Below are 21,160 nucleotides of genomic sequence, written 5' to 3'. Positions count from 1 at the left end.
GACGGGGCGTTCGGCCAAGTGTCGTGCTTCCCGATCTCGATCTTGCCAGGATTGGGGCGTTACGACGACGAGGGGATCACCAGTGCTGTTCGAGGTGTGGGCGCCGCAGGCAGAGGAACGGGTCGAGCTCCAACTCCAGGGAGCGGTCCACCCGTTGGAGCGCGATCCGGAGCGGGACGGCTGGTGGACGGCCGAGGCGGAGGCCGCCGACGGCGCCCGGTACGGGTACGCGCTGGACGGCGGGCCCGTGCTGCCCGATCCCCGCTCCCGGCGCCAGCCGGACGGGCCCGACGGCCTGAGCGCGGTCGTCGACCACGCCGCGTACACCTGGCGGCACGAACCCCCACCGCGCGGGCTGCGCGGCGCGGTGCTGTACGAGCTGCACGTCGGCACGTACACGCCCGAAGGCACCCTCGACGCGGCGGCCGCGCGGCTGGACCACCTGGTGGAGCTGGGCATCACACATGTGGAGCTGATGCCGCTGTGCCCGTTCCCGGGCCGGCACGGGTGGGGGTACGAGGGCGTGTCGCTGTGGGCGGTGCATGAGCCGTACGGCGGGCCGGAGGCGCTTCTGCGCTTCGTCGACACTGCGCACGGCCTGGGCCTGGGCGTGGTGCTGGACGTGGTCCACAACCACCTGGGCCCCTCCGGCAACTACCTCCCGGCCTTCGGCCCGTACTTCACGGACACCCACCACACCCCGTGGGGCGCCGCCGTGAACCTGGACGCGCCCGGCTCGGACGAGGTCCGGGCGTTCCTGCTGGGCAGCGCCCTGGCCTGGCTGCGCGACTACCGGATCGACGGGCTGCGGCTGGACGCGGTGCACGCGCTGGCCGACACGCGGGCGCTGACGTTCCTGGAGGAGCTGTCGGCGGCCGTCGATGAGCTGGCCGCCGAGCAGGGCCGGGAGCTGTTCCTGATCGCCGAGTCGGACCTGGCCGACCCGCGCACCACGATGCCCCGCTCCTCCTGGGGACTCGGCCTGCACGCCCAGTGGAACGACGACTTCCACCACGCCCTGCACGCCGCCCTGACCGGTGAATCGCAGGGCTACTACGCGGACTTCGCGCGTGCCCCGCTCGCGGCCCTCGCCAAGACCCTGGGCCATGTCTTCTTCCACGACGGTACGTACTCGACGTTCCGCGGCCGTACGCACGGGCGGCCGGTCGACCGGGTGAACACCCCGGCGCACCGCTTCCTGGGCTACGCCCAGACCCATGACCAGGTCGGCAACCGGGCGACCGGCGACCGGCTGTCGGCGTCCTGCTCCCCCGGGCTGCTGGCGTGCGCGGCGGCCCTGGTGCTGACGGGGCCGTTCACGCCGATGCTCTTCATGGGCGAGGAGTGGGCGGCGAGCACGCCGTGGCAGTTCTTCACCGACCACACGGACCCGCAGCTCGCGGAGGCGGTCCGCAACGGCCGGAGGCGGGAGTTCGCCGCCCACGGCTGGGCGGAGGAGGACGTCCCGGATCCCCAGGACCCGGCCACCCGTGACCGCTCCTGCCTGGACTGGGCGGAGCGCGAACGGCAGCCCCACGCACGCGTGCTGGCCTGGTACCGGGAGCTGATCGCGCTGCGGGCCTCCCAGCCGGACCTGACCGACCCGGACCTGGCCGCGGTACGGGTGGCGTACGACGAGGAGGCCCGCTGGCTGGTGTACCGGCGCGGGGACCTGCGCGTCGCGGTCAACTTCGCCAAGGAGCCCGCGCTGATCCCGCTCGGCACCCGGGGGCGGGTGCTGGCGGCCTGGGAGCCGGTGGAGATGCCGAACGGGGACGGGGTGATGACGCTGCCGCCGGAGTCGTGCGTGGTGCTGACGGACGCGTGATCCGTCCTGCTGGGCGGTCCACTCCACGGTCTACTCGACGATGGCGAGCTCGCGCGGGGTGGTGTTGAACCGGCGGCCGCCGTCCTCGGTGACCGTGACGATGTCCTCGATGCGGACGCCGAAGCGGCCCGGGAGGTAGATCCCCGGCTCGATGGAGAAGCACATGCCGGGCACGAGCGGCTGTTCCTCGCCCTCGATCATGTACGGCGGCTCGTGCGTGGTGACGCCGATGCCGTGGCCGGTGCGGTGGATGAAGTACTCGCCGTACCCCGCCCCCGCGATCACCGCGCGGGCCGCCCGGTCGACGTCCTGGCACGCCACACCCGGCCTGACCGCCTCGAACCCGGCCTGCTGGGCCTCCCGTACGACGTCGTGGACGCGCCGCTCCTCGGGCGTCGGCTCGCCGACGTGGACGGTACGGGTGGTGTCGGAGCCGTAGCCGTGCTTGAGGCCGCCGAAGTCGAGGACGACCATGTCGCCTTCCCCGATGGTGCGGTCGCCCGCCTCGTGGTGCGGGTTGGCGCCGTTGGGACCCGAGCCGACGACCGTGAAGTCCACCTGCGAGTGGCCGAAGTGCTTGAGCAGCGCGGCCAGGTCGGCGGCGACGTCCGTCTCCTTCCGCCCGGCGAACCGGACCTTGAGGATCTCGCGGTACGCCTCGTCGGCGGCGGCACCCGCCGCCTCCAGCCGGGCCAGCTCGGACGCGTCCTTGACCGCCCGGAGCATGGGCAGGGCCTGAGTGAGCGCGGCGTACGAGGAGTCCGGCAGCGCCTGCTGGAGCCCGAGCAGGTGCATGGCCCAGGCGTTGTCGCTGACCCCGAAGCGGCCCTTGGGGTCCAGCAGCGGGGCGGTGACGGCGTACGGGTCGGTGCCGTCGGTCCAGTCCCGGAGGGTGAGCGCGGCGGCCCCGGGGGCCCGGTCGGCGTCGGGCGCTTCGAGGGTCGGCACGATCAGAACCGGGTCCTGCCCGGAAGCCAGGACGAGGAGCGTGAGGCGCTCGGTGTCGGCGGTGGGCCGGTACCCGGTGAGGTACACCAGGTCGGGCCCCGGCGCGACGAGCAGTCCGGCGAGCCCGGCAGCGGCGGCCGCCTCGGTGGCGCGGGCCATACGGGCGCGGTAGTCGTCGGCGGTGAACGGGGTGGTCGCGAGGTCGCTACGGCTGTCCATGACGGTCATCCTCGCCGGGGGGCGGGGCGGACGCGAGCGATATGCGGTCAGGAGCGGGCCGTGGTCAGTGCGGCTGCCACGGTGGCGGCGGGGCCTGTCGGTTCGCCGCTGCGGAGCAGTTCGGTGCGGTGCACCAGGCGCGGTTCGGTGAGGGGCACGGCGGTGGCGCCGGGGGCCGGGGGGACGGTCGCCGGCAGGAGGGTCAGACCGTGGCCGGCCGCCGCGAGGGCGGTGAGGGTGCGGACATCGGTGCCGTCGTAGCGGAGGGCGGGGCGGAAGCCGGGCGTGCCCTGGGCGGCGCGGAGCCGGTCGAGGGGCAGGCCGGCGGCCGGGGCGTCGAGCCACCGGGCGGCGAGGAGGTCGACGAGGCGCAGACCGGGGCGGTGGGCGAGGGGGTGGCCGGCCGGGAGGTGGACGGCGAGCGGGGCCTCGGCGACGCGCGTCGCGGTGAGCGGGGCGACGTCCGGGAGCCGCAGCGGGTCGTTGGGGGCGGCGAGGCCGTCCACGATCCCCAGGTCGGCCGCGCCCTCCGCCAGGGCGGCGGGGATCTCGTCGCGGGGCAGGACCCGGAGGGTGACGCGGGTGGCGGGCAGCGCGGCGAGGATGTCGGGGCGGACGGCGAGCGGGGCGGTGGCGAGGGTCAGTTCACCGGCCGGTTCGGCGGCCATGCGCGTCAGGTCGGCGCGGGCGGCGTCGAGCCGGAGCAGCAGGGGCCGGGCGTGCTCCAGCAGGCGTTCTCCCGCACGGGTGGGGACGACCGGTCGGCGGACCAGCAGCGGCAGGCCGAGGTCGCCTTCGAGAGCGGCGATGTGCTGGGAGACGGCCGACTGGGTGTAGCCCAGCTCGCGGGCGGCCCCGGAGAAGGAGGCGAGCCGGGCCACCGTCACGAACGTACGGAGCAGGTGCGGGTCCATGGTCACCAGTGTCCCGCCCGGCATAAGCACTTCTGATCGGGGATGCAGAAATCATCGTTGGACCTGAACCGGCCCCGGCGGCAAGCATGTTCGGCATGACGAACCCTGTAGTGACGAACCCTGTTGCCCGGGTCGCCCTGGTCGGCGACCGTTCCTCCACCGTGCAGTCCCACGTCCGCATCCCGGTGCTCCTCGACGCCCTCGCCGAGCGGGACGGTCTCGTCCTCGACGCGTACTGGATCCCGACCGCTGACGCCGCCGAGCCCGGCGCCGTGGAGGGGTTCGACGCGGTGTGGCTGCTGCCCGGCAGCCCGTACCGCAGTGAGGCGGGCGCACTGGCCGCGATCCGTACCGCGCGGGAGCGGGGAATCCCGTTCCTGGGGACGTGCGGCGGCTTCCAGCACGCGCTGCTGGAGTACGCCCGGAACGTCTGCGGCCTGTCACGTGCCGCGCACGCGGAGAACGACCCTGACGCGGCGGCCGAGGACCTGGTGATCGGGCGACTGGCGTGTTCGCTGGCCGGGCACGAGGGGGCGGTGCGGGTGGCGCCCGGCTCGCTGGCCGAGTCGGTGATCGGCACCGAGCGGTTGGTGGAGCGGTACCAGTGCTCGTACGGGCCGGACAGCGGGCACTTGGAGCTGCTGCGCGCGCACGGGCTGCGCTTCACCGGCGAGGACGGGGACGGGCAGGTGCGGATCGTGGAACTGCCGGGCCACCCCTTCTTCCTGGCCACGCTGTTCCAGCCCGAGCTGGCCGGCGACGGGACGCGCCCGCACCCGGTCGTACGGGCACTGGCGTCGGCCGCGGTGCGGCACGCGGGCGTGGTGCCGACGGCGTGACCCGCGTACTCAGCTCATGCGCGTACTCAGCTCATCCGTACGACGAGGTCGGCTCGGCCGCGTCCGGCGGTGATGAGCCGGGCGTTGACCTCGTCGGAGTCCCTGACCCAGCGCTCGGCGCAGGGGCGGTCCTTGCCGAACCGCACGTGGCGTTCGACGAGCCGGTGGACGCGGCGCCGGTCGTCCAGTTCCAGGAACCAGGCCTCGTCGAGGAGCGGGCGGACGAGCGCCCAGGAGCCGTCGTCGTGGAGGAGGTAGTTGCCCTCCGTGACGACGAGCGGCACTTCGGCGGCGACCGGGATGCTGCCGGCGACCGGTTCCTCCAGGGCGCGGTCGAACGCGGGGGCGTAGACGACCGTGCCGGGCTCGGCGGCGCGGAGGCGGGTGAGCAGGGCGGCGTACCCGGCGGCGTCGAACGTGTCGGGGGCGCCCTTGCGCTCGGTGCGGCCGAGGCGGCGCAGTTCGGCCCGGGCGAGGTGGAAGCCGTCCATGGGGACGAGGGCGGCGAGGCCGCCGAGGCGGTCGACCAGCCGGGCCGCGAGGGTGGACTTGCCCGCGCCGGGCGCTCCGGCCAGGCCGAGGATGCGGCGGGTGCCCGGGACGGCGAGGCGGCGGGCGCGGGCGGTGAGCTCGGCGAGCTGCTGCGAGTCCATGGGAGCAGTGTGGCAGTCCGCCGCCCTGCTGGTCAGGTGGCTGTCATACGTATAACGTCTGCCATATGTCGCACATCGCCCTGATCACCCTCGTCGTCCGTGACTACGACGAGGCCATCGACTTCTACACCGGCGCCCTCGGCTTCGAGCTGGTGGAGGACACCGATCGCGGGGACGGTTCACGGTGGGTCGTGGTCCGGCCCCGGGGCGCCGGGGCCGGGACCGGACTGTTGCTGGCCCGGGCGGCGGGCGCGGCACAGGAGGCGAGCGTGGGCGCGCAGACCGGCGGGCGCGTCGGGTTCTTCCTGCACACCGAGGACTTCGCCGGTGACCGGGCGCGGATGCTGGCGGCGGGCGTGCGGTTCCTGGAGGAGCCCCGGTACGAGCCGTACGGCACGGTCGCGGTCTTCGAGGACCTGTACGGCAACCGCTGGGACCTGCTGCAGCCGGCCTGACGGCCGCGGACCGTCAGGGGCGTTGTCAGTGGGAGCTGTTACGTTCTGTGACATGACGGATCCCTTGCTGGAGCTGCTCCGCACGCAGCCGCGCCTGGCCCAACTCGCCGCGTATCCCTTCGAGTTCGACATCGACCGCGTCCAGCACTGCGAGGACGTCCGGCTGGCCTCCGGCGCCTCGCTGGAGCCGATAGCGGGGGACGACTCGGGTGGTACGTATTTCGTCTGCGACGGCGGTCCGGTGCTGTACGCCTCCTCGGAGGGGGACGCGGGGCTGATCGGCGCCGATGTGCGCGAGGCCCTCGAAGTGCTCATCGGCCTGCCCGAGTGCCCGGGGGGCGTGGGGCCGGAGGACGACGAGGAGCGGATCCTGGCCGCCGTCGCCGAGGCGGAGGAAGAGCTACGCGAGGCGTACGGGCCGACCCTGGACGCCGACCGGGCAGAGCTGCTCGCGGGGCTGGGCCTGCCGGAGCGTTCACCGGTCGAGCTGCTCGCCCGGCTGCACGCGGCCGGGTCGCGTACGGAACCGGATTTCGTGCTGCTCAACGCCCGGGAGGGGCTGGCGTACCGGCTCATGCACGACGAGCCGCGCCCGCCGGTGCGGGACGCGGTCCTGGCGGCGGGACGCGAGGACCTGGCCCGGCTGCGGGCGGCCGGGAGCGCACGGGGCATGGACGTGGCGGCGGCGCTGCGGGCGGCGCGGTACGACTCGGACGAGCGGGACCCGCCGTGGCTGCGCGAGGTGGTGCGGGAGGAGACGGCGCGTGGCGGCACGTCCGATGAACTGCGGCTGGCCGAGGAGCTGTTGCACCGTCACGCCCGGGCCGGCGTCGCGACGGAGCCGGTCGCGCCCGCCACTCCGACCGGTCCCGATCCCGACGAGTCGGAGCTGACGTGGATACGGCTTGCGGGCCGCCGGGGCCTGACCGAGCTCGCCCGGGTCCGGCTGATACGGATGCTGGACGACACGGGCCCGGCGGACGTGGAGCTGATCGGCGCGCTCGCGGAGGAGTTCGCACTGCTCGGCGACTCCTGGCAGGCCGCCCGCGCCCGGCGGTTGTACGCGTCGCTCCAGGACTGAACGGCCAGGGCGGCCGGACATGTCCAAGGGGCCGCCCCGGCACCCGTTACCGCGCCGTCAGTTGGGGCCCGACCAGTACGCGTCCTCCCACTGCTTCGCGTCCGGGCTGAACTCGACCTCGACCCTGTCGGCCGCGTCGGGCGGCAGCGAGAACGCGTACTTGCCGACGGCTTTCTTGCCGGGCAGGACGTAGCCGGTGATGACCTTCTGGCGTCCGCTTCCGTCGATCACCAGCTCCGTGGAGGCCCCGTTGGCGTCGTTGACGTTGGGCAGCCCCGTCTCGACGGAGATCCGCTCCTTACCGGTGTTGACGACGGTGATCGTCACCTCAACGGCCTTGTTGCCCTTCGCGTGACCGAGTACGAAATCGTCCGGGGTGAACGGCTGCGGCTTGGCCACCGTGACCTTCAGTCCGTTCCCGAACGTGTACGCCTCGCCGAACGAGAGGTGTCTGGCCTTCTCCTTCTCTTCCTCCGCGGCCGCCGACGCCTTCGCCTCGTCGGCCGCCTCCGCACGAGCTTCGTCGGCGGCCTCCTTCACCGTCATCACGGTGAACACCCCACCGCCGACCGCGATCAGCAGGCCGGCCACGCCGAGGATCGCACCGGCCAGCGCCATCCCCCTGTTGGTCGCCAGCCCCTTGCGCGCGTGGCTCAGTCCCACGAAGCCGAAGATCACGGCCAGCAGGGCGGGCAGCCAGGTCACCCAGAACAGGATGACGGCCAGCCCGAGGACCACGCCGACGATGCCCAGCACCAGGGCGGTGACTCCCATGCCGTTGCGGGCCTGTGCCATCGGCACCGGATACGCGGACTGCCAGTGCGGAGCGGCCGGTCCCCATGGCCCGGGGCGCCACGGATCCTGGGCGGCCGGCTCCTGTTCATCGGGATTCTGGCCGCCGGGCGGAGCAGGCATGGTCATACGAGGTCCTTCAGGCAACTGGAATTGACGGATCGATGACACTACCAGCCGCTTTTGCCGTTTCCTTACCCCTTTATGGCGAGCGGGATCGGTTCTGGAAATCGCGACCTGGCACCCAGGGGCGGTGCCGGTGCGGGTGCATAGCATTGCCGGATGCCTCTTCTCCAGCGCCTCCGGTTCGACCATGCCCCGGCCCTTCTCCGCTTCGAGCGCGAGAACCGGGCTTACTTCGCCACCTCGATTCCGGACCGTGGCGACGAGTACTTCGCCCACTTCGACGCACGGCACCGTGAGCTGATGGCTGAACAGGAAGCAGGGCTGCACTTCTTCCACCTCGTGGTGGGTGACGGCGGGGAGGTGCTGGGGCGGGTCAACCTCTTCGACGTGGCGGACGGTTCGGCCGAGCTGGGGTACCGGATCGCCGAAGGGGCCACCGGACGCGGACTGGCCACGGCCGCCGTGCGGGAGGTGTGCGCCCTGGCGGCCACGGAGTACGGGCTGACGACCCTGCGTGCCGTCACGACGCTCGACAACGCCGCCTCACGCGCCGTGCTGACCCGCACGGGCTTCCACCCCGCCGGTGACGTCGAACTGGACGGCCGCCCGGGCCTCCGCTTCATACGGCACCTGCATGACGGCGGCGCCTCCGGGCCAGGTGAGACACCCACGAGTGTCCGGTGACGGATTCGGGTGGCTTGTCATCGCTCGGCGGTACGCGGCGGCTGCGGGTGACGGCCGAGGAGTTCGGCCAGGCCCCGGCGGGTGGCGGCCAGGACGACGCGGTCCTCGGGCTGGAGGACGTAACCCGGGTGCAGGTCCCAGACCAGGCCGGTGGTGTGCTGTTCGCCGTCGGCCGGGCGCGGGGTCGCCAGGTCGGGGCGCCGGTCGGCGGGCGCGGTGGTGTCGAGGGCGAGGACGCGCCAGGCACCGGGACGGAAGGTTTCCGCGATGGTGCGGCCCTCCAAGCACGGGTGACCGCCGACCACGAGCGCGGCGAACAGCAGCACCCTGCGTTCGACCGGTATGGCGCCCAGGATCTGGCGGCCCATCATCGCTCCGGCGAAGGCGGGCGCGGCCAGGTGGGAGACGCTGCGGCTGCGGGTGAGCGCCTCGGGGTGGGCGGCGCGCAGGGTGCGGTACACGGCGGTGGCGAAGTCGTCGTCGTACAGCCGCAAGGCCACGCGCAGGTCCGCCTTGACCGTACGGGCGTAGAGCGCGGCCTCCAGGTTGGTGGTGTCCGAGCTGGTCACGGCGAGCAGGGCGTGGGCGCGGTGGACCTTGGCCGCCTCCAGGACGCCCTCCTGGGTGACGTCGCCGATCACGGTCGGCACCCGCAGCCGGCGGGCGAGGGCGACGCCGCGCGCCTCGGGGTCCTCCTCGACGCACACGACGGGGATGTCGAGGTCGCGCAGCCTGGCCAGGACCCTGGTGCCGATCTTGCCGAGGCCGAGCAGGACGACGTGGCCGGACAGCCCGCGCGGCGGGCGGCGCAGGGCGGAGGCGCTGCGGAACGCCCCCAGCGCCTCCAGCGCCCCGGCGATGAGGAGCGGCAGGAGCGCCAGTCCCACCAGTCCGGCCAGCAGTTGGAGCACCTGGCGTGCGGTGCTCTCGCCGACGGCGGGGTCGTTGATGGAGAAAAGGTCCAGCAGCGTGACGTACGCGGCGTGCAGCGGATGGTCGCCCGTGGTCAGCCAGGAGGCGATCGCCAGGGCGAGTACGGCGAGTGCCGTGCCGGTGACGGCCCAGCGCAGCCGGCGGGAGAAGAGCTCGGAGAGCGGGACGCCCCGGCCGGCCAGGCGCCTGGCCGGCACCACCGGACCGGTGTGGGTCACGGCTTCGAGGACGATCGTGCCCCGCCCGGTGGTGGCGGTGACGGTGCGGGGGTCCGGCAGGAGTTGGGGCCCGGCCGTGCCGCTGCTGTCCGAACCCTCCTCGCCCGCGGGGTCGTTGGTGGTGGCCGACAGCAGGGCGAGCGTGCACAGCCCCTGATCGGTGACCTCGCCCCGGCCGGGCGGGGTGCGTTCCACGGCGCGCAGCAGCAGCCCGTCGGCGTGGACGATCTTGCTCGTGCCGGCGACGGCGGTGGCGGCCAGCGCCGGGGCGGCGGTGTCGGCGTCGGAGAGCACCGTGGTGGACGCGTCGAGCGCGGCCTGGTCGAGGTCGGGCATGGCCACCATCGCCGCCTGGTCGAGCAACTGCTCCAGGTGCTGGCCGAGCTTGCGGTTGTAGAGCCGGACCACCAGCCGGAGGCCGGGGTTGAGGCGCCGGGCGGCGAGCGCGGCGCGGATGTTGGTCTCATCGTCCTCGTACACGAGCGCCAGCGCCGCGGCCCCGGTCACCCCGGCCGTCTCCAGCACCGCGTCGGTCGGCTCGGGCGCTTCGAGTACGGCGGTGGGGGCATCGATGCCGGCGGCCGACGGCGCGGCCCGGGTCATCGCCGCGGATACCCTGCCGAGCAACGCGGCGGACAGTCGTGGCCGGGGGACGGCCAGTCGCGGTCCGTGCACCGGTCCGCCGCCGGGGCTCACCAGCATGACCCGCTCACGGTAGACGTCACGGAGTTCGGCGGCGAGCCGGTGGGCGAGGGCGTCGTCACCGCACACGATCATGTGCCCGGCAGCGTCGCTCACGTGGGGTGGCGAGGAGGGAAAGGACATGCCCGTAGCGTGCCTTGTCCCTCGTGTGGTCAGCACCCCGGCCACCCTCCCCCCCGACGGCTGGCACAGTGTGTCGATCAGTCAGCGTGTTGGAGGGGCTGGGAGGGCCAGCCGAGGAGGCGCGCTCCGAGTACGGCGGTCTGCAGGGTGTACCGCTGGTCCGGGTCCGTGGGGTCGTAGCCGGTGAGTTGCCGGATGCGGGCGAGCCGGTACGTGACCGCGCGGACGCTCAGTCCGAGCCGACGGGCCGTCGAGGTGTTCACGCATCCGCTGTCGAAGTAGGTGGTGAGCGTTTCGAGCAGGGGCTGGGGGTTGCGGCGTGTGTGTTCCAGGGCGCCGAGCACAGTGGCGACGAGGTCGGTGATGGCGGCGCGGTCGCGGCCGAGCACCTGGAAGACCAGGAGGTCTGAGGCGCCGACCACGGGGGTGCGCAGACCGAGCTGTGCGGCGAGGCCGAGATTGCCGCGGGCCTCCTGGTAGGAGCGGACGATTCCGCTCGGTCCGGGCCGGGGCCGGCTGACTGCCACCTGGTGGTCCTCGCGGACCGCGTTGCCCACCTGCGTGGCGAAGTAGTGCGGCACCCGGTCCTCCGTGGCGGGCGACACGCAGACCAGCAGGCCGTCCTTGGTGGTGATCAGCACCTCGCGTACGCCGAATCTGGCGGTCAGTGCTTCCTCGACGTAGCGGGTGGCCCGGTCGCCGGCGCCGAAGGGGTGTCCCGCCCTCGCCACGGCGACGGTGTGCGGCCCGATGAGGTGGAGGCCGAAGCGTTCCGCCCGCTCGGCCAGCCTGCCGAGGTCGGTGCGGCCCTCCAGGAGGTCGTCGACGAACTCGCGCCGTGCGGCCTCCTCACGGCGGATGGCCGCTCGGTGGGCGGTCTCGTAGCCCTCGGTCAGCGCCACTGTCGCGTCACCGACGGCTCGGATGAGGGCCGAGGTGACCTCCCGCAGGCCCGCGACGTCATCGGCTTGGCACGTCCCGGGGAACCCCGTCCAGGCGCGGCAGGTCCGGGTCAGGTACTCGGCCACCAGAGCACGCAGCGCGGTCCCGCGATCGGCCGCGGCCGCGGCCAGTTCCCGGAGACCGTCGAGGTCCTCGTCGCACAGCTCCAGCTTGCTGACGGAGATCTCGGCGAGGCGCTCCACATGGCCGTCCAGCCCACGTGCGAAGGTGCGGGCGTCCCTTCCGGACGTAACCCGGTCGGGCTGAGCGGCGCCGGTCGCAGGCGCCCCACGCGGCCCCCTGCTCACCGGTGCGTGTCGTCCCATGGACCTATTTTTCCGTAGTCCGGCAATATCGGCGCGCCCAAAACAGCCGTCTCCGGTCCGGTCCTCGGTCCAGCCCCCCGTCTCCGCGCGGGTACGCCGTCACTGTCAGGTCCTCGGAAACCACGCTCGGGGGGCAACGTGTCCCGTAGCCGCCGCCCCCGCTCGCCGGTCCAGGTGCTCGCCCGGGTACTCCTGGTCACCCTGGCATGGGTCCTGGGCGTCCCCGCCATGAGTGCTGCCCAAGCGCCGACGGTGCTGGTCACACGGGTGGACGGGGCGATCACACCGGGCTGAAGGGCGGACACGCATGCAAGACCCCGGCCGCAAACCCCGCACGTTCCTCGGCCGTCTTCCCCTGCCGGAGCGCACGTTCGTCGCGGACGCTCTGCGCACGGAGACCGTCGGTGGCATGGTGCTGCTCATCGCCGCGGCCGTGGCTCTGGTGTGGGCCAACACCCCCCTGAGCAGCGCCTACGAGTCCGTACGGGATTTCCGCTTCGGCATCGAGGCACTGGACCTGAAGCTCTCCGTGGCCCATTGGACGGCCGACGGGCTGCTGACGGTCTTCTTCTTCGTGGCCGGCGCCGAGCTCAAACGCGAGCTGGTGGCCGGCGAGCTGCGCCACCCGGGCACCGCCGTACTCCCGGTGGTCGCGGCGATCGGCGGCATGGCCGTACCCGCGTTGGTCTACGGACTCGTCGCCACCTCCGCGGGAGGAACCTGGAACGGCTGGGCGGTCCCCGTCGCCACCGACATCGCCTTCGCTCTCGGCGTGCTGGCCGTGATCGGCACCCATCTGCCCTCCGCGCTGCGTGCGTTCCTGCTGACCCTGGCCGTGGTCGACGACGTGGGTGCCATCGCGATCGTCGCCGTCTTCTACACCTCGACGATCCACTTTCCCGCCCTCCTCGGTGCGGTGCTCGGGCTCGGCCTGTTCTTCCACCTGCACGACCGCAGGAGGGTGCACGGCTGGTACTGGTACGTGCCCCTGGCGCTGGCCATCTGGGGGCTGACGCACGCCGGCGGCATCCACGCCACCGTCGCCGGCGTCGCCATGGGCCTGCTGCTGCGGGTGGCCAAGGACGGCGAGAGCGGCCGACGGCCGGCCGAACACATCGCGCACCTGGTGCGCCCGCTGTCCGCCGGAGTGGCGGTCCCGCTCTTCGCGCTGTTCGCAGCGGGGGTGAGCATCTCCGGCGAGTCCCTCGGAGCGGCCCTCGGCCGTGCCGAACCGCTGGGCGTGGCCCTGGGCCTGGCCGTCGGCAAGGTCCTCGGCATCTCCGGCGGCGCCTACCTCGCCGTACGCTTCACCCGTGCCCGGCTCAACCCTGACCTCGCCTGGGCCGACGTGACAGCGGTGGCCATGCTGGCGGGCATCGGCTTCACCGTCTCGCTGCTGATCGGTGAACTCGCCTACCCCGACCCGACGGAACTCGCGTACATCAAGACGGCCATCCTGCTCGGGTCGCTCGCCTCCGCACTGCTGGCATGCGTCCTGCTGAGACTGCGGAACAGCAAGCACCGACGACTCTACGAGGCGGAGAACGACAACGGCCCCGGCACCTGAAATCGTGGTCCGCCGGACGAACCGGCGGGCCGCTGTGGAGACCGACGACCAGTGGGTTCGGCCCGACACGTGAGGCAGAAGGCCCGGACCGCGACCGGTCCGGGCCTTCCGTTCACCGTTTCACGGACGGCGGGCTACCCCAGCTTCTCGAAGGCCGCCTGCCCCCGCTCCCAGAGGGTGACGTCGCCCAGCGGGCACTTGGGGAAATCGCCCCGCAGCAGCCGGGTGAGGAACTCCGCCATCCCGCAGTCGTAGCGGCTGAACCGAATCTCGCCGCGGTTGAACACCAGGACCGGCCACGCGGCCGGGTCGTCCCCGGAGGCGTCCCAGCACATGATGTCGGCGCTGGCGGCGGCGCCCCAGGCGATCAGCCGGGGGGACGTGCCCTCCAGCTCGGGGGCCTTGTACGCGTCCGCCCAGGCGTCCTCGGCGTTCCCCGTCTCCTGGACCATCCCGTCCCAGCCCGCCTCGGCGAGCGGTGCCTTCGGCTGCGGCGCGACGACCACCAGGAAGTCCTGGACGACCCCGGCTCCGTACACCTCCATGAACCGCCGGTAGTCGGGCGGGAACGGCCGGCCCCACGACTGTTCCATCCGGCCCCAGTCGACGGCCCTGCCGCCGTCTTCCGGCGGTGGCATCAGCCGCAGCAGGGCGTCCACGTCGGCTGCCGTGCTCATCGCTTCTCCTTTCCGCGGACCGCCATGTCGCCGGTTGATGCCGGTCATGGTGTCGATCCTGTCGGGACGGGTGAGCCGCCCGATGACTGCGTCCCCAGGTTGTCGCCCGTCTGAAGGGTGTTCGGGATGAAGGTGCTCAGGTTGATCCCGACCGTGCCGTCGGGGTACACACCGTACGCCGTCAGCGTGAAGCCGGTGGCGACGGTCCTGTTCCCGTCGTACTGGGGCGTCACCGTGTACATCACGTGCTGGCCGGACATGACCGCGTCGTACACCTGCTTCTCGTAGCTGTACATGTGGTCGTCGCCCTGCTCGGAGCCCCGCTGCTTGGCGTTGGCGCCGCGCGAGCACGTGGCCAGGTTCCGCGCGTCCGTGCCGGACCCGCTCAGCTTGTTGCCGAGCAGGTGGCAGTTGTTGATGTTGGTCTGCGGGACCAGGCCCTTGCTCTTGGCGAAGTCCTGCGCCCAGCGGTAGCCGGGCGGCAGCACGCTGCCGGTCGGGGTGCCCTTGTTGCCGTTGAGGTACTCCTTGGTCAGGCACGCCTCGACGCCCTGGGCACGGTTGCCGTTGGCCTTGTCCGTGTCCTGGTAGTTGACCCAGCCCTCGCCGCAGTTGCCCTTGCTCTCGTCCGTGTCGTCGGGCAGCGGACGCGGGCGCGGCACGGGCTTGGGCTCCGGCCTGGGATCATCCGCGGTTGTGGTGCTCTCGTCCTCCCGGGCCTCCTCGATCCGCTCCCTGACCTGGGTGGCCACGTACTCGACCAGCGCGAGGACCGCGACCACCGCGACAGTGATCACCACTGCCGCCGCGAAGACGGCTGCGGCGGCGACGAACGGGATCGCGAAGGCGATGTGCCCGTCGATCTCCACGTTGCTGATCGGGTTGCCGCCGGTGAAGGCGTAGCGGTTCCCGGTGAACGGGTCGCTGCCGAGGCCCATGTCGGCAAGGGCGCCGTTGTACATGTCCCGGGTGGTGAAGCGGTTCAGACCCGGGTCGTAGTCGCGGAAGCCCATGTCGTAGGTGCCGGAGTTGGTGTCCCACCGCTTCGCGTTGTAGCGGTACGGGTTGTACTCCTCCTTCTCCGGGTTGGCCGGGTCCGGCTTGTCGATGCCCGTGAACTCGGACTTGTCGGCGTTGCCGTAGGCCGTGTAGCCGTACGTGGCCCTGGTGTTGCCCTTCTCGTCGGTCAGGGTCTCGACGTCGGTGTGGCTGTTGTAGCCGTAGTAGCCGTCCTCGGTCGTGCCGTCGCTGTTGTGCTTGACCTGCGACAGGCGCTCGCCCCACGGGCTGTACTGGTAGGACTTGGTGAGCTTGCCGGCGACCTCCTCGGTCAGCACCTCCTGGGACAGGCCCAGGTAGTGGTAGTCCGTGGTCTTGCCGTCGGCGGTCTTCGAGGACGTGCGGTCCAGCGGGTCGAAGGTGTACTTCGTGGACTTCATGGCGCCGTCCGCGCCCCGCTGCTGGGACTCGATGACGTGGTCGAAGCCGTCGTAGATGCTCCGCGACTGGATCTGCCCGTCGCGGGTCACCGACTCCTGCCGGCCCAGCGGGTCGTAGTTGAAGGAGGTGACGGCCCCGGCCGTGGTCGAGGTCTGCAGCCGGTTGCGGTCGTAGCGGAAGTCCGTCGTGACATCGGCCACCGTCTGCTTGATGACGTTGGCGTTGTCGTCGTGGACGTAGGTCTCCGTGGTCGCGCCGTTGCCGGTCTTGACCGACTTGGCGATCCGGTCCACCGGGTCGTAGGTGTACTCGGTGGTGGACTCGAGATACGCCGAGTTGTCGTCGGCGTTCATCTTCTTCGCCACGTCCTTCGCCTTGTTTCCGTTGGCGTCGTACGTGTACGTGTGCGAAGCGACCAGGGCCCCGTCTGCCTTCTTCTCGAGGGAGGTCTTGAGCGCTCCGTCGTGGAAGTAGGTGTTGGTCAGGATGTTCCCGTTGTCCTTGGTCTCCTGCTGCACCTGACCTCGGTCGGTGTAGACGTAGTCGGAGACCTTCGGGTCCGGGTCGGTGGGCGAGGTGCCCACGGAGACCGTCTTGACCTTCTCCCTCAGGTCGTAGGTGTACTTCGAGAACTGGTCCGGATGGGTGACCGTCTCCGGCTGGTCGTTCGCGTTGTAGGTGTAGGAGGTGGACGTCTTCTCCGCCCCGACGAGAGACTCGGTGATCCGGGACACCTTGTTCACGTCGGTGTAGGCGAGGGTGTACTTGTCGACCTCCGCGCCGGGCGACAGGTCGTCGATCAGCGACAGGTTGTCGTTGAGGTCGTAGGAGTAGCGGAAGTGGTGCTTCTCCGCGTCCACCTCACCGGACAGGTCCCGCACCAGCTTGACCCCGTCCGCGACGACCGTGCCGTCCGTGCTCTGGAAGAGTTCGAGCTTGGCCGAGTTTCCCTGGCTGAAGTCGTACGAGCCGAGGCTCACCCAGGCGCCCGCGCCGGCGGACTGGTCGACGGTCTTCTCGACGGTCCCGCCGCCATGGGTCAGCTTGTACTTCGCCGTCCGACTCGCTCCGCTGACCTGCGGGAACTTCACGTAGGCGGTGTACTTCCCGTTCTTCGGGATGTTCAGCGTCCAGGTGAACGAGTCGGTGCCGCTGCCCGCGGCGTGGCTCCGGTGGTCGTAGCCCTGCTGGCCGGTCTGGCTGCCCGTGCTCCAGGTGCCGGTGGAGACGGTGTGCTGGACGTCGGAGTTGTCGACGAGCGGGACCGCGGTGCCCACGGGCACGCCGTCGTCGGTCTTCTCCTTCAGCTTGCCGTTCGGGTAGTAGGTCCAGCCCATGGTGCGGCTGACGTCGCCGTCGGCCGAGGTGAGCGTGCGGGACGTCTGGAGACCGACCTCGTTGTAGTCGTAGCTGGTCCTGATGTCCCACGGGTCGGTCGAGGTCTTCGCCCACCCGTTGTCGTAGTACGTGTTCTCGGTGACGTTGCGGACCGTCTGGCCCTCCGATGGCGGGAGCGAGGTCCTGATGACCCGGCCCGCCGCGTCGTACACGGTCTCCGTGTAGACGTTCGGGCTGTTGTAGCGGCTGTCCGCCGGGTCGTACGGCAGGAACTGCTTGACCGGCCGGTTCAGCGCGTCGTACTCCGTCCGCGAGGCGAAGTCCCGCTCGTCGGCGGTCGCCGTGCCGCGCGGTGTGACGGTCCGGGTGAGGTTGCCCACCTGGTCGTACTCGTACCGCGTGGTCCGGTATTCGATCCCGGAGCCGGAGCCGTCGTGCGGGACCTTGACCTCGGTCCGCCTGCCCCGCTCGTCGTAGCTGAACAGGCTGGTGTTGCCCAGTTGGTCCGTCTCGGAGACCGCCAGCGAGTCCTTGTCGTAGGTGCGAGAGGTCGTCTTGCCGGCCGCGTCGATGACCTTGGTGACGCGGTGGTCGAGATCGAACTCCATCTTCGACGCGAAGTCGGCGGGGTCCGCCGTGCGGTTCTTCTTCGGGTCGATGACCTTGACGTTGTTGCCGACCGAGTCGTACTCGTACGAGATCTTCTCGCCGAGCGCGTTCACCACGTCCGTGACCTGGTAGATCTCGTCGTAGTAGTTGGTCGTGGTGAAGTCGTCCGGATCGGGCGTCACCACGCCCTTCGGCTCGGTGGTCGTCTTCAGATGGCCGGTCTTGTCGTAGGTGTACGTGGTCCTGCGCTCGGGTGCCGTGTCCGAGTCCTTCGGCGCGACGGCCTCGGTGATCTGGTCGGCCGCGTCGTACACCGCCGTGGACACCGCCCCGTTCGGCGCGGTGGCCCTGGTGACGTTGTCATTGGCGTCGTAGACCGGGGCCGGAGTGGTGATCAGATCGCCCTTGGCCTGGTCCCTGGGTTCGGTGCGCACCAGCGGGCGGCCGAAGGTGTCGTAGGTCTGGGTGGTCCGGTGGCCCAGCGGGTCGGTGACCTCCCTGACCTTGCCGCGCTCGTCGTAGACGTACCCCGTGGTGTTCGCCAGCGCGTCCGTGATCTTCGCCGGGTATCCGGTGGGACCGAACTCGCTGTTCCTGGTGGCGTGGCCGTTGGCGTCCGTCGCCTTGGACAGCAGGCCGTACGCGTCGTACTCGTACCGCGTGGTGTAGTCGCCGTCGTCCGGGGTGGAGACGCCCTTCGGGTCGACGACCGCGGTCAGGTTGCCGAAGTCGTCGTGGTGGAAGTTCCAGGTACGGCCCTGCGGGGACGTCTTGCGGAACAGGTCGGCCGTGTAGCCGTCCAGCCGCTTGACGTACTGGAACTGTGTGGAGTTGACCGGGTACTTGCCGGGTGCGCAGTCGCTCTGCGGCGGGACCCCGCCCTGGTTGAACTCCGCGGTGCGCTTCCACAGCGGGTAACCGGTGAGCGCGTCGTAGCAGTACGCGGTCTTGGCGCCGTTGGCCTCCTCCATGTACGTGACGTTGTTGTCCGCGTCCCAGGCGAGCTTGGTGGTCTGGTTCTTGGCGTTGGTGGACCGTACCGGGCGGCCGTAGTCGTCGGTCACGTACGTCGTGGGGTGGCCCTGGGCGTCGGTGACCTTCGTGGAGGTGTGGCGGGTGTTGGCCGGATCGGGCGCGTAGACGAAGTCCGTCCGGCCGCCGAGGCGGTCGGTCAGGGTCTGCGTCCACCAGTGGTACTTCGGGTTGTCACCCTCACGCGGGTAGTAGTACGCCAGGCCGGTCGCGTGGTTCCGTGGGTCGGTGACCTTGACCAGCTTGACGTTCTTGTTGCCCTGGGTGGCGTCGTACTCGAAGCCGAACACCTTCGGCTGGGCGGAGCCCGCGCCGTCGGTGAGCCTGGTCAGCAGGCCCTTGTCGGAGTACTCGAAGGCCAGCCGCCGGCCGGAGATGTCGGTCACCGACTTCAGGTGGTCGACGATCTTCGGGTTGGAGGTGTCGGACTTCGTGAAGTAGGTGGCGGTCAGCGACTGCCGGCCCGCCGGGTCGGTGATGTACTTGAGGAACTTGGTCGGCTTGTTGTTGGACTTGCGCTCCTCGTACGTGAACGTCTGTGTGTTGCCGTTCTTGTCCACGCTCGACGTCAGGTAGCCGTCGCAGCCGAAGAGGAAGCGCGTGCCGTCGGGCTTGGTCAGGGTCCAGGCGTCGAGGATCGGGTCCTTGTTCGGGGTGCAGTCCAGACCCGGCTTGGCCGAGAGCCGGAAGTGCACGCCCGCGGGAGCCTTCCACGTGCCGTCGTCCTGCTTGCGGAAGACGTGCGTGGTGCCGTCGCCGTCCGGTAGCCGGATCTCCGTCGGGCGGGGGTTCGGGTGGAAATCCAGCGGGGTGCCGAGCCGGATCGGCCCGGACGCCTGCACGGACCAGCCCGCTCCCGCCACCGTGTCGGAGGTGTCGAGCGAGTTGTAGGCCAGGCGGAGGAAGGTGTTGAGGCCACGGCCCGGGTTGTTGAAGACGTTGTACTGCCAGACGGTGTTGCCGGCGGCGGTGCTGTTCATCAGGGACGAGCCCGCGCCGGTGTTGATGCCGTTGTAGGAGTAGAACTTCTCCAGACCGAGCTGGTCGGAGGTCGGGTCCTCGACGGCGACGTTCTGCCGCAGCCCGGCGATGCCGTCCGTGCCGGAGACCCAGGTGCCGGCGACGGTGTCGCGGACGTCCCAGATCAGGGCGTAGTCGGTGCGCTTGTTGCCCGAGTCGGAGTTGACCGGGGTCTTCACCTTCGCCCGCAGGACGACGGAGTCACCGGGCAGCAGGTCGGCGGGCAGTGCCGTCTGGACCTGGTTGCCGCCGGTGGTGACGTCCGTGCCGTCGGGCAGCTCCCACCGGTAGGTCAGCACGTGCGTGCCGGCCTTCCAGGTGGCCGTGGTGGTGTTGGTGAGCGTGAGCTCGACCGTGTGGTCGGAGTTCGGGGTCATCCGCGCCGGGGTCTGCGGGGCGTAGTACGTCGAGTCCGTGGTGGAGTCGATGTACGTGACCGCGAGCCGCGGCTTCAGCCTCGGCTCCACGCCCTCGGTGGAGACGAACAGGCTGCGTTCCTGCGCACCGGCCTCGTCCGCCAGCTTGACCATGACGCCGTGCCGGCTCGCCGGGTTCTTGACCCAGCCCTGCACCATCGAGGTCACGTTCCACTCGCGCGAGACGGGGTCGTTGGTGAAGCCGCCGGTGCTCGCGACCGCGGCACCGGTGTCGCCACCCACGGTGGTCCACGCCGTGGTGGAGTCGGCCTTCTGCCAGGTGGCGGTGGCCTCGTCGAAGTCCCGTGTGAGCGGCCGCAGTTCGTACTGGGCTCCGGTGGTGCCGGTGATGGTGGTGAAGGACCACATCTTCACCTGGGCGTCCACCACTCGGGCGGTGGACGGGATGCCGAGGGCCGGGAACCGGGCCACGGCGCGGCTGGTGCCGTAGGTGGCCGAGCTGTTACCGACCATCAGCCACGGGTAGGGGACACCGGCGTCCGTGATGGTGTCGTGCGGCTGCGCCGGCTGGTTCGCGGTGAGCGTGGTGTCCTGGGACGCCTCCACCAGCTTGGTGATCCGGCCCGCCTTGGGCAGCCGGACCAACTGGGTGGGGGCGGGGACCACCTGGCCGTCACGGGTCTTGACCGCGACCATGTAGTAGTAGGCGCGGCCCATGGGTTCCGGGTCGTCCGCGCGCGTCGGCACCGCGGAGGTGTCCGTGTACGCCGTCGTACCCGGGGCCACCGGGGCGACCATGGTGGACTGCGACGGGGTGAAGTTCTGGAACACCGAGCGGTGCACCTGGTACTCGACGAGGTCGTCGCCCTGGTCGCCGGACGGATCCTGGTAGGCCGACCAGCTCAGGTCCGCGCCGGTGGCGTGGATGGTGGCCGGCGGTGCCAGGTTCACGCCCTGCCGGCCGAAGGTCAGCACCAGCCGCGGGTAGTTGGCGTGCTCGCCGCCGTAGGCGTACTCGCTGCCCTCGTACCGCGGTCCGCCCTTGGGGCCGTTCGCGGACTCGTCACCGGCCTTGACGACGAAGCCGTAGTTGGGGTGAGTACCGTTGATCCACTGCTGGACGGTCCTGGTCACCGGGAAGGAGTGCCAGGTGTTGGACTCCTCCGGCTGCTTCGTGACCACACCGCCCTTCGTGAAGCGCATCGCGTCGGCGATCACCGACGTGGTCGTCGAGGCGGGGCCGTCACCGAGGACGACCTTGCCGAGGGTGCCCGCCTTGAACGGGTGGGTGCCCAGCGTCTTCCACACGCCCGCCGA

At 71.2% G+C, this 21,160-nt stretch carries 15 protein-coding genes; 7 read left to right on the top strand and 8 right to left on the bottom strand.

Annotation, left to right across the window (positions count from 1 at the left end):
- The first annotated feature begins 82 nt into the window (after positions 1 to 82).
- Complete coding sequence (gene treZ / locus AB0J57_RS32715) at positions 83 to 1,828, top strand: malto-oligosyltrehalose trehalohydrolase (RefSeq protein ID WP_366132020.1); 1,746 nt, start codon at positions 83 to 85, stop codon at positions 1,826 to 1,828.
- Positions 1,829 to 1,858: 30 nt separating this feature from the next.
- On the opposite strand, the gene AB0J57_RS32710 is transcribed toward treZ, so the two are convergent.
- Together AB0J57_RS32710 and AB0J57_RS32705 are read right to left on the bottom strand one after the other, a co-directional pair.
- Positions 1,859 to 2,995 carry an aminopeptidase P family protein gene (locus tag AB0J57_RS32710; RefSeq protein WP_366132019.1) on the bottom strand — a complete coding sequence of 379 codons (1,137 nt, stop codon included), beginning with the start codon at positions 2,993 to 2,995 and terminating at the stop codon, positions 1,859 to 1,861.
- A 47-nt stretch (positions 2,996 to 3,042) separates the two neighbouring features.
- Positions 3,043 to 3,909: a LysR family transcriptional regulator gene (locus AB0J57_RS32705; RefSeq protein WP_366132018.1), complete on the bottom strand. Its 867-nt coding sequence runs from the start codon at positions 3,907 to 3,909 to the stop codon at positions 3,043 to 3,045.
- A gap of 95 nt (positions 3,910 to 4,004) precedes the next feature.
- On the opposite strand from AB0J57_RS32705, the gene AB0J57_RS32700 reads away from it, so the two are divergent.
- Positions 4,005 to 4,748: a hypothetical protein gene (locus AB0J57_RS32700; RefSeq protein ID WP_366132017.1), complete on the top strand. Its 744-nt coding sequence runs from the start codon at positions 4,005 to 4,007 to the stop codon at positions 4,746 to 4,748.
- A 26-nt stretch (positions 4,749 to 4,774) separates the two neighbouring features.
- Here the strand turns inward: AB0J57_RS32700 and AB0J57_RS32695 are convergent, their stop codons facing one another.
- The gene (locus tag AB0J57_RS32695; protein WP_366132016.1) at positions 4,775 to 5,401 is read right to left on the bottom strand and encodes a nucleoside/nucleotide kinase family protein; all 627 of its coding nucleotides are present in this window, start codon (positions 5,399 to 5,401) and stop codon (positions 4,775 to 4,777) included.
- 65 nt (positions 5,402 to 5,466) lie between these two features.
- On the opposite strand from AB0J57_RS32695, the gene AB0J57_RS32690 reads away from it, so the two are divergent.
- On the top strand, positions 5,467 to 5,856 hold the full coding sequence (locus AB0J57_RS32690) for a VOC family protein (RefSeq protein ID WP_366132015.1): 390 nt from the start codon (positions 5,467 to 5,469) through the stop codon (positions 5,854 to 5,856).
- 52 nt (positions 5,857 to 5,908) lie between these two features.
- A complete protein-coding gene (locus AB0J57_RS32685; protein WP_366132014.1) occupies positions 5,909 to 6,937 on the top strand; it encodes a hypothetical protein in 1,029 nt (342 codons plus the stop codon).
- Positions 6,938 to 6,994: 57 nt separating this feature from the next.
- On the opposite strand, the gene AB0J57_RS32680 is transcribed toward AB0J57_RS32685, so the two are convergent.
- Positions 6,995 to 7,858 carry a DUF4190 domain-containing protein gene (locus AB0J57_RS32680; protein ID WP_366132013.1) on the bottom strand — a complete coding sequence of 288 codons (864 nt, stop codon included), beginning with the start codon at positions 7,856 to 7,858 and terminating at the stop codon, positions 6,995 to 6,997.
- Positions 7,859 to 8,011: 153 nt separating this feature from the next.
- Here AB0J57_RS32680 and AB0J57_RS32675 point away from each other — a divergent pair, with 153 nt between their 5' ends.
- Complete coding sequence (locus tag AB0J57_RS32675) at positions 8,012 to 8,539, top strand: GNAT family N-acetyltransferase (RefSeq protein ID WP_366132012.1); 528 nt, start codon at positions 8,012 to 8,014, stop codon at positions 8,537 to 8,539.
- A gap of 17 nt (positions 8,540 to 8,556) precedes the next feature.
- Here AB0J57_RS32675 and AB0J57_RS32670 read toward each other — a convergent pair whose 3' ends face one another.
- On the bottom strand, positions 8,557 to 10,467 hold the full coding sequence (locus tag AB0J57_RS32670) for an NAD-binding protein (RefSeq protein WP_366132102.1): 1,911 nt from the start codon (positions 10,465 to 10,467) through the stop codon (positions 8,557 to 8,559).
- 125 nt (positions 10,468 to 10,592) lie between these two features.
- Positions 10,593 to 11,783, bottom strand: coding sequence for a helix-turn-helix domain-containing protein (locus AB0J57_RS32665; protein WP_366132011.1), 1,191 nt, complete (start codon positions 11,781 to 11,783; stop codon positions 10,593 to 10,595).
- A gap of 138 nt (positions 11,784 to 11,921) precedes the next feature.
- On the opposite strand from AB0J57_RS32665, the gene AB0J57_RS32660 reads away from it, so the two are divergent.
- Positions 11,922 to 12,077, top strand: a complete 156-nt coding sequence (locus AB0J57_RS32660) for a hypothetical protein (protein WP_366132010.1) — start codon at positions 11,922 to 11,924, stop codon at positions 12,075 to 12,077.
- 13 nt (positions 12,078 to 12,090) lie between these two features.
- The gene (gene nhaA, locus AB0J57_RS32655) at positions 12,091 to 13,350 is read left to right on the top strand and encodes a Na+/H+ antiporter NhaA (protein WP_366132009.1); all 1,260 of its coding nucleotides are present in this window, start codon (positions 12,091 to 12,093) and stop codon (positions 13,348 to 13,350) included.
- A 134-nt stretch (positions 13,351 to 13,484) separates the two neighbouring features.
- On the opposite strand, the gene AB0J57_RS32650 is transcribed toward nhaA, so the two are convergent.
- Complete coding sequence (locus AB0J57_RS32650; protein ID WP_366132008.1) at positions 13,485 to 14,027, bottom strand: SMI1/KNR4 family protein; 543 nt, start codon at positions 14,025 to 14,027, stop codon at positions 13,485 to 13,487.
- A gap of 44 nt (positions 14,028 to 14,071) precedes the next feature.
- Positions 14,072 to 21,151, bottom strand: coding sequence for a DNRLRE domain-containing protein (locus tag AB0J57_RS32645; RefSeq protein WP_366132007.1), 7,080 nt, complete (start codon positions 21,149 to 21,151; stop codon positions 14,072 to 14,074).
- Between the last annotated feature and the right edge of the window lie 9 nt (positions 21,152 to 21,160).

This window comes from Streptomyces sp. NPDC049837 (genome assembly GCF_040674455.1).
GTDB lineage: Bacteria > Actinomycetota > Actinomycetes > Streptomycetales > Streptomycetaceae > Streptomyces.
The sequence above is the reverse complement of the archived record's forward strand: the minus strand, read 5'-3'. Positions and strand labels throughout refer to the sequence as shown.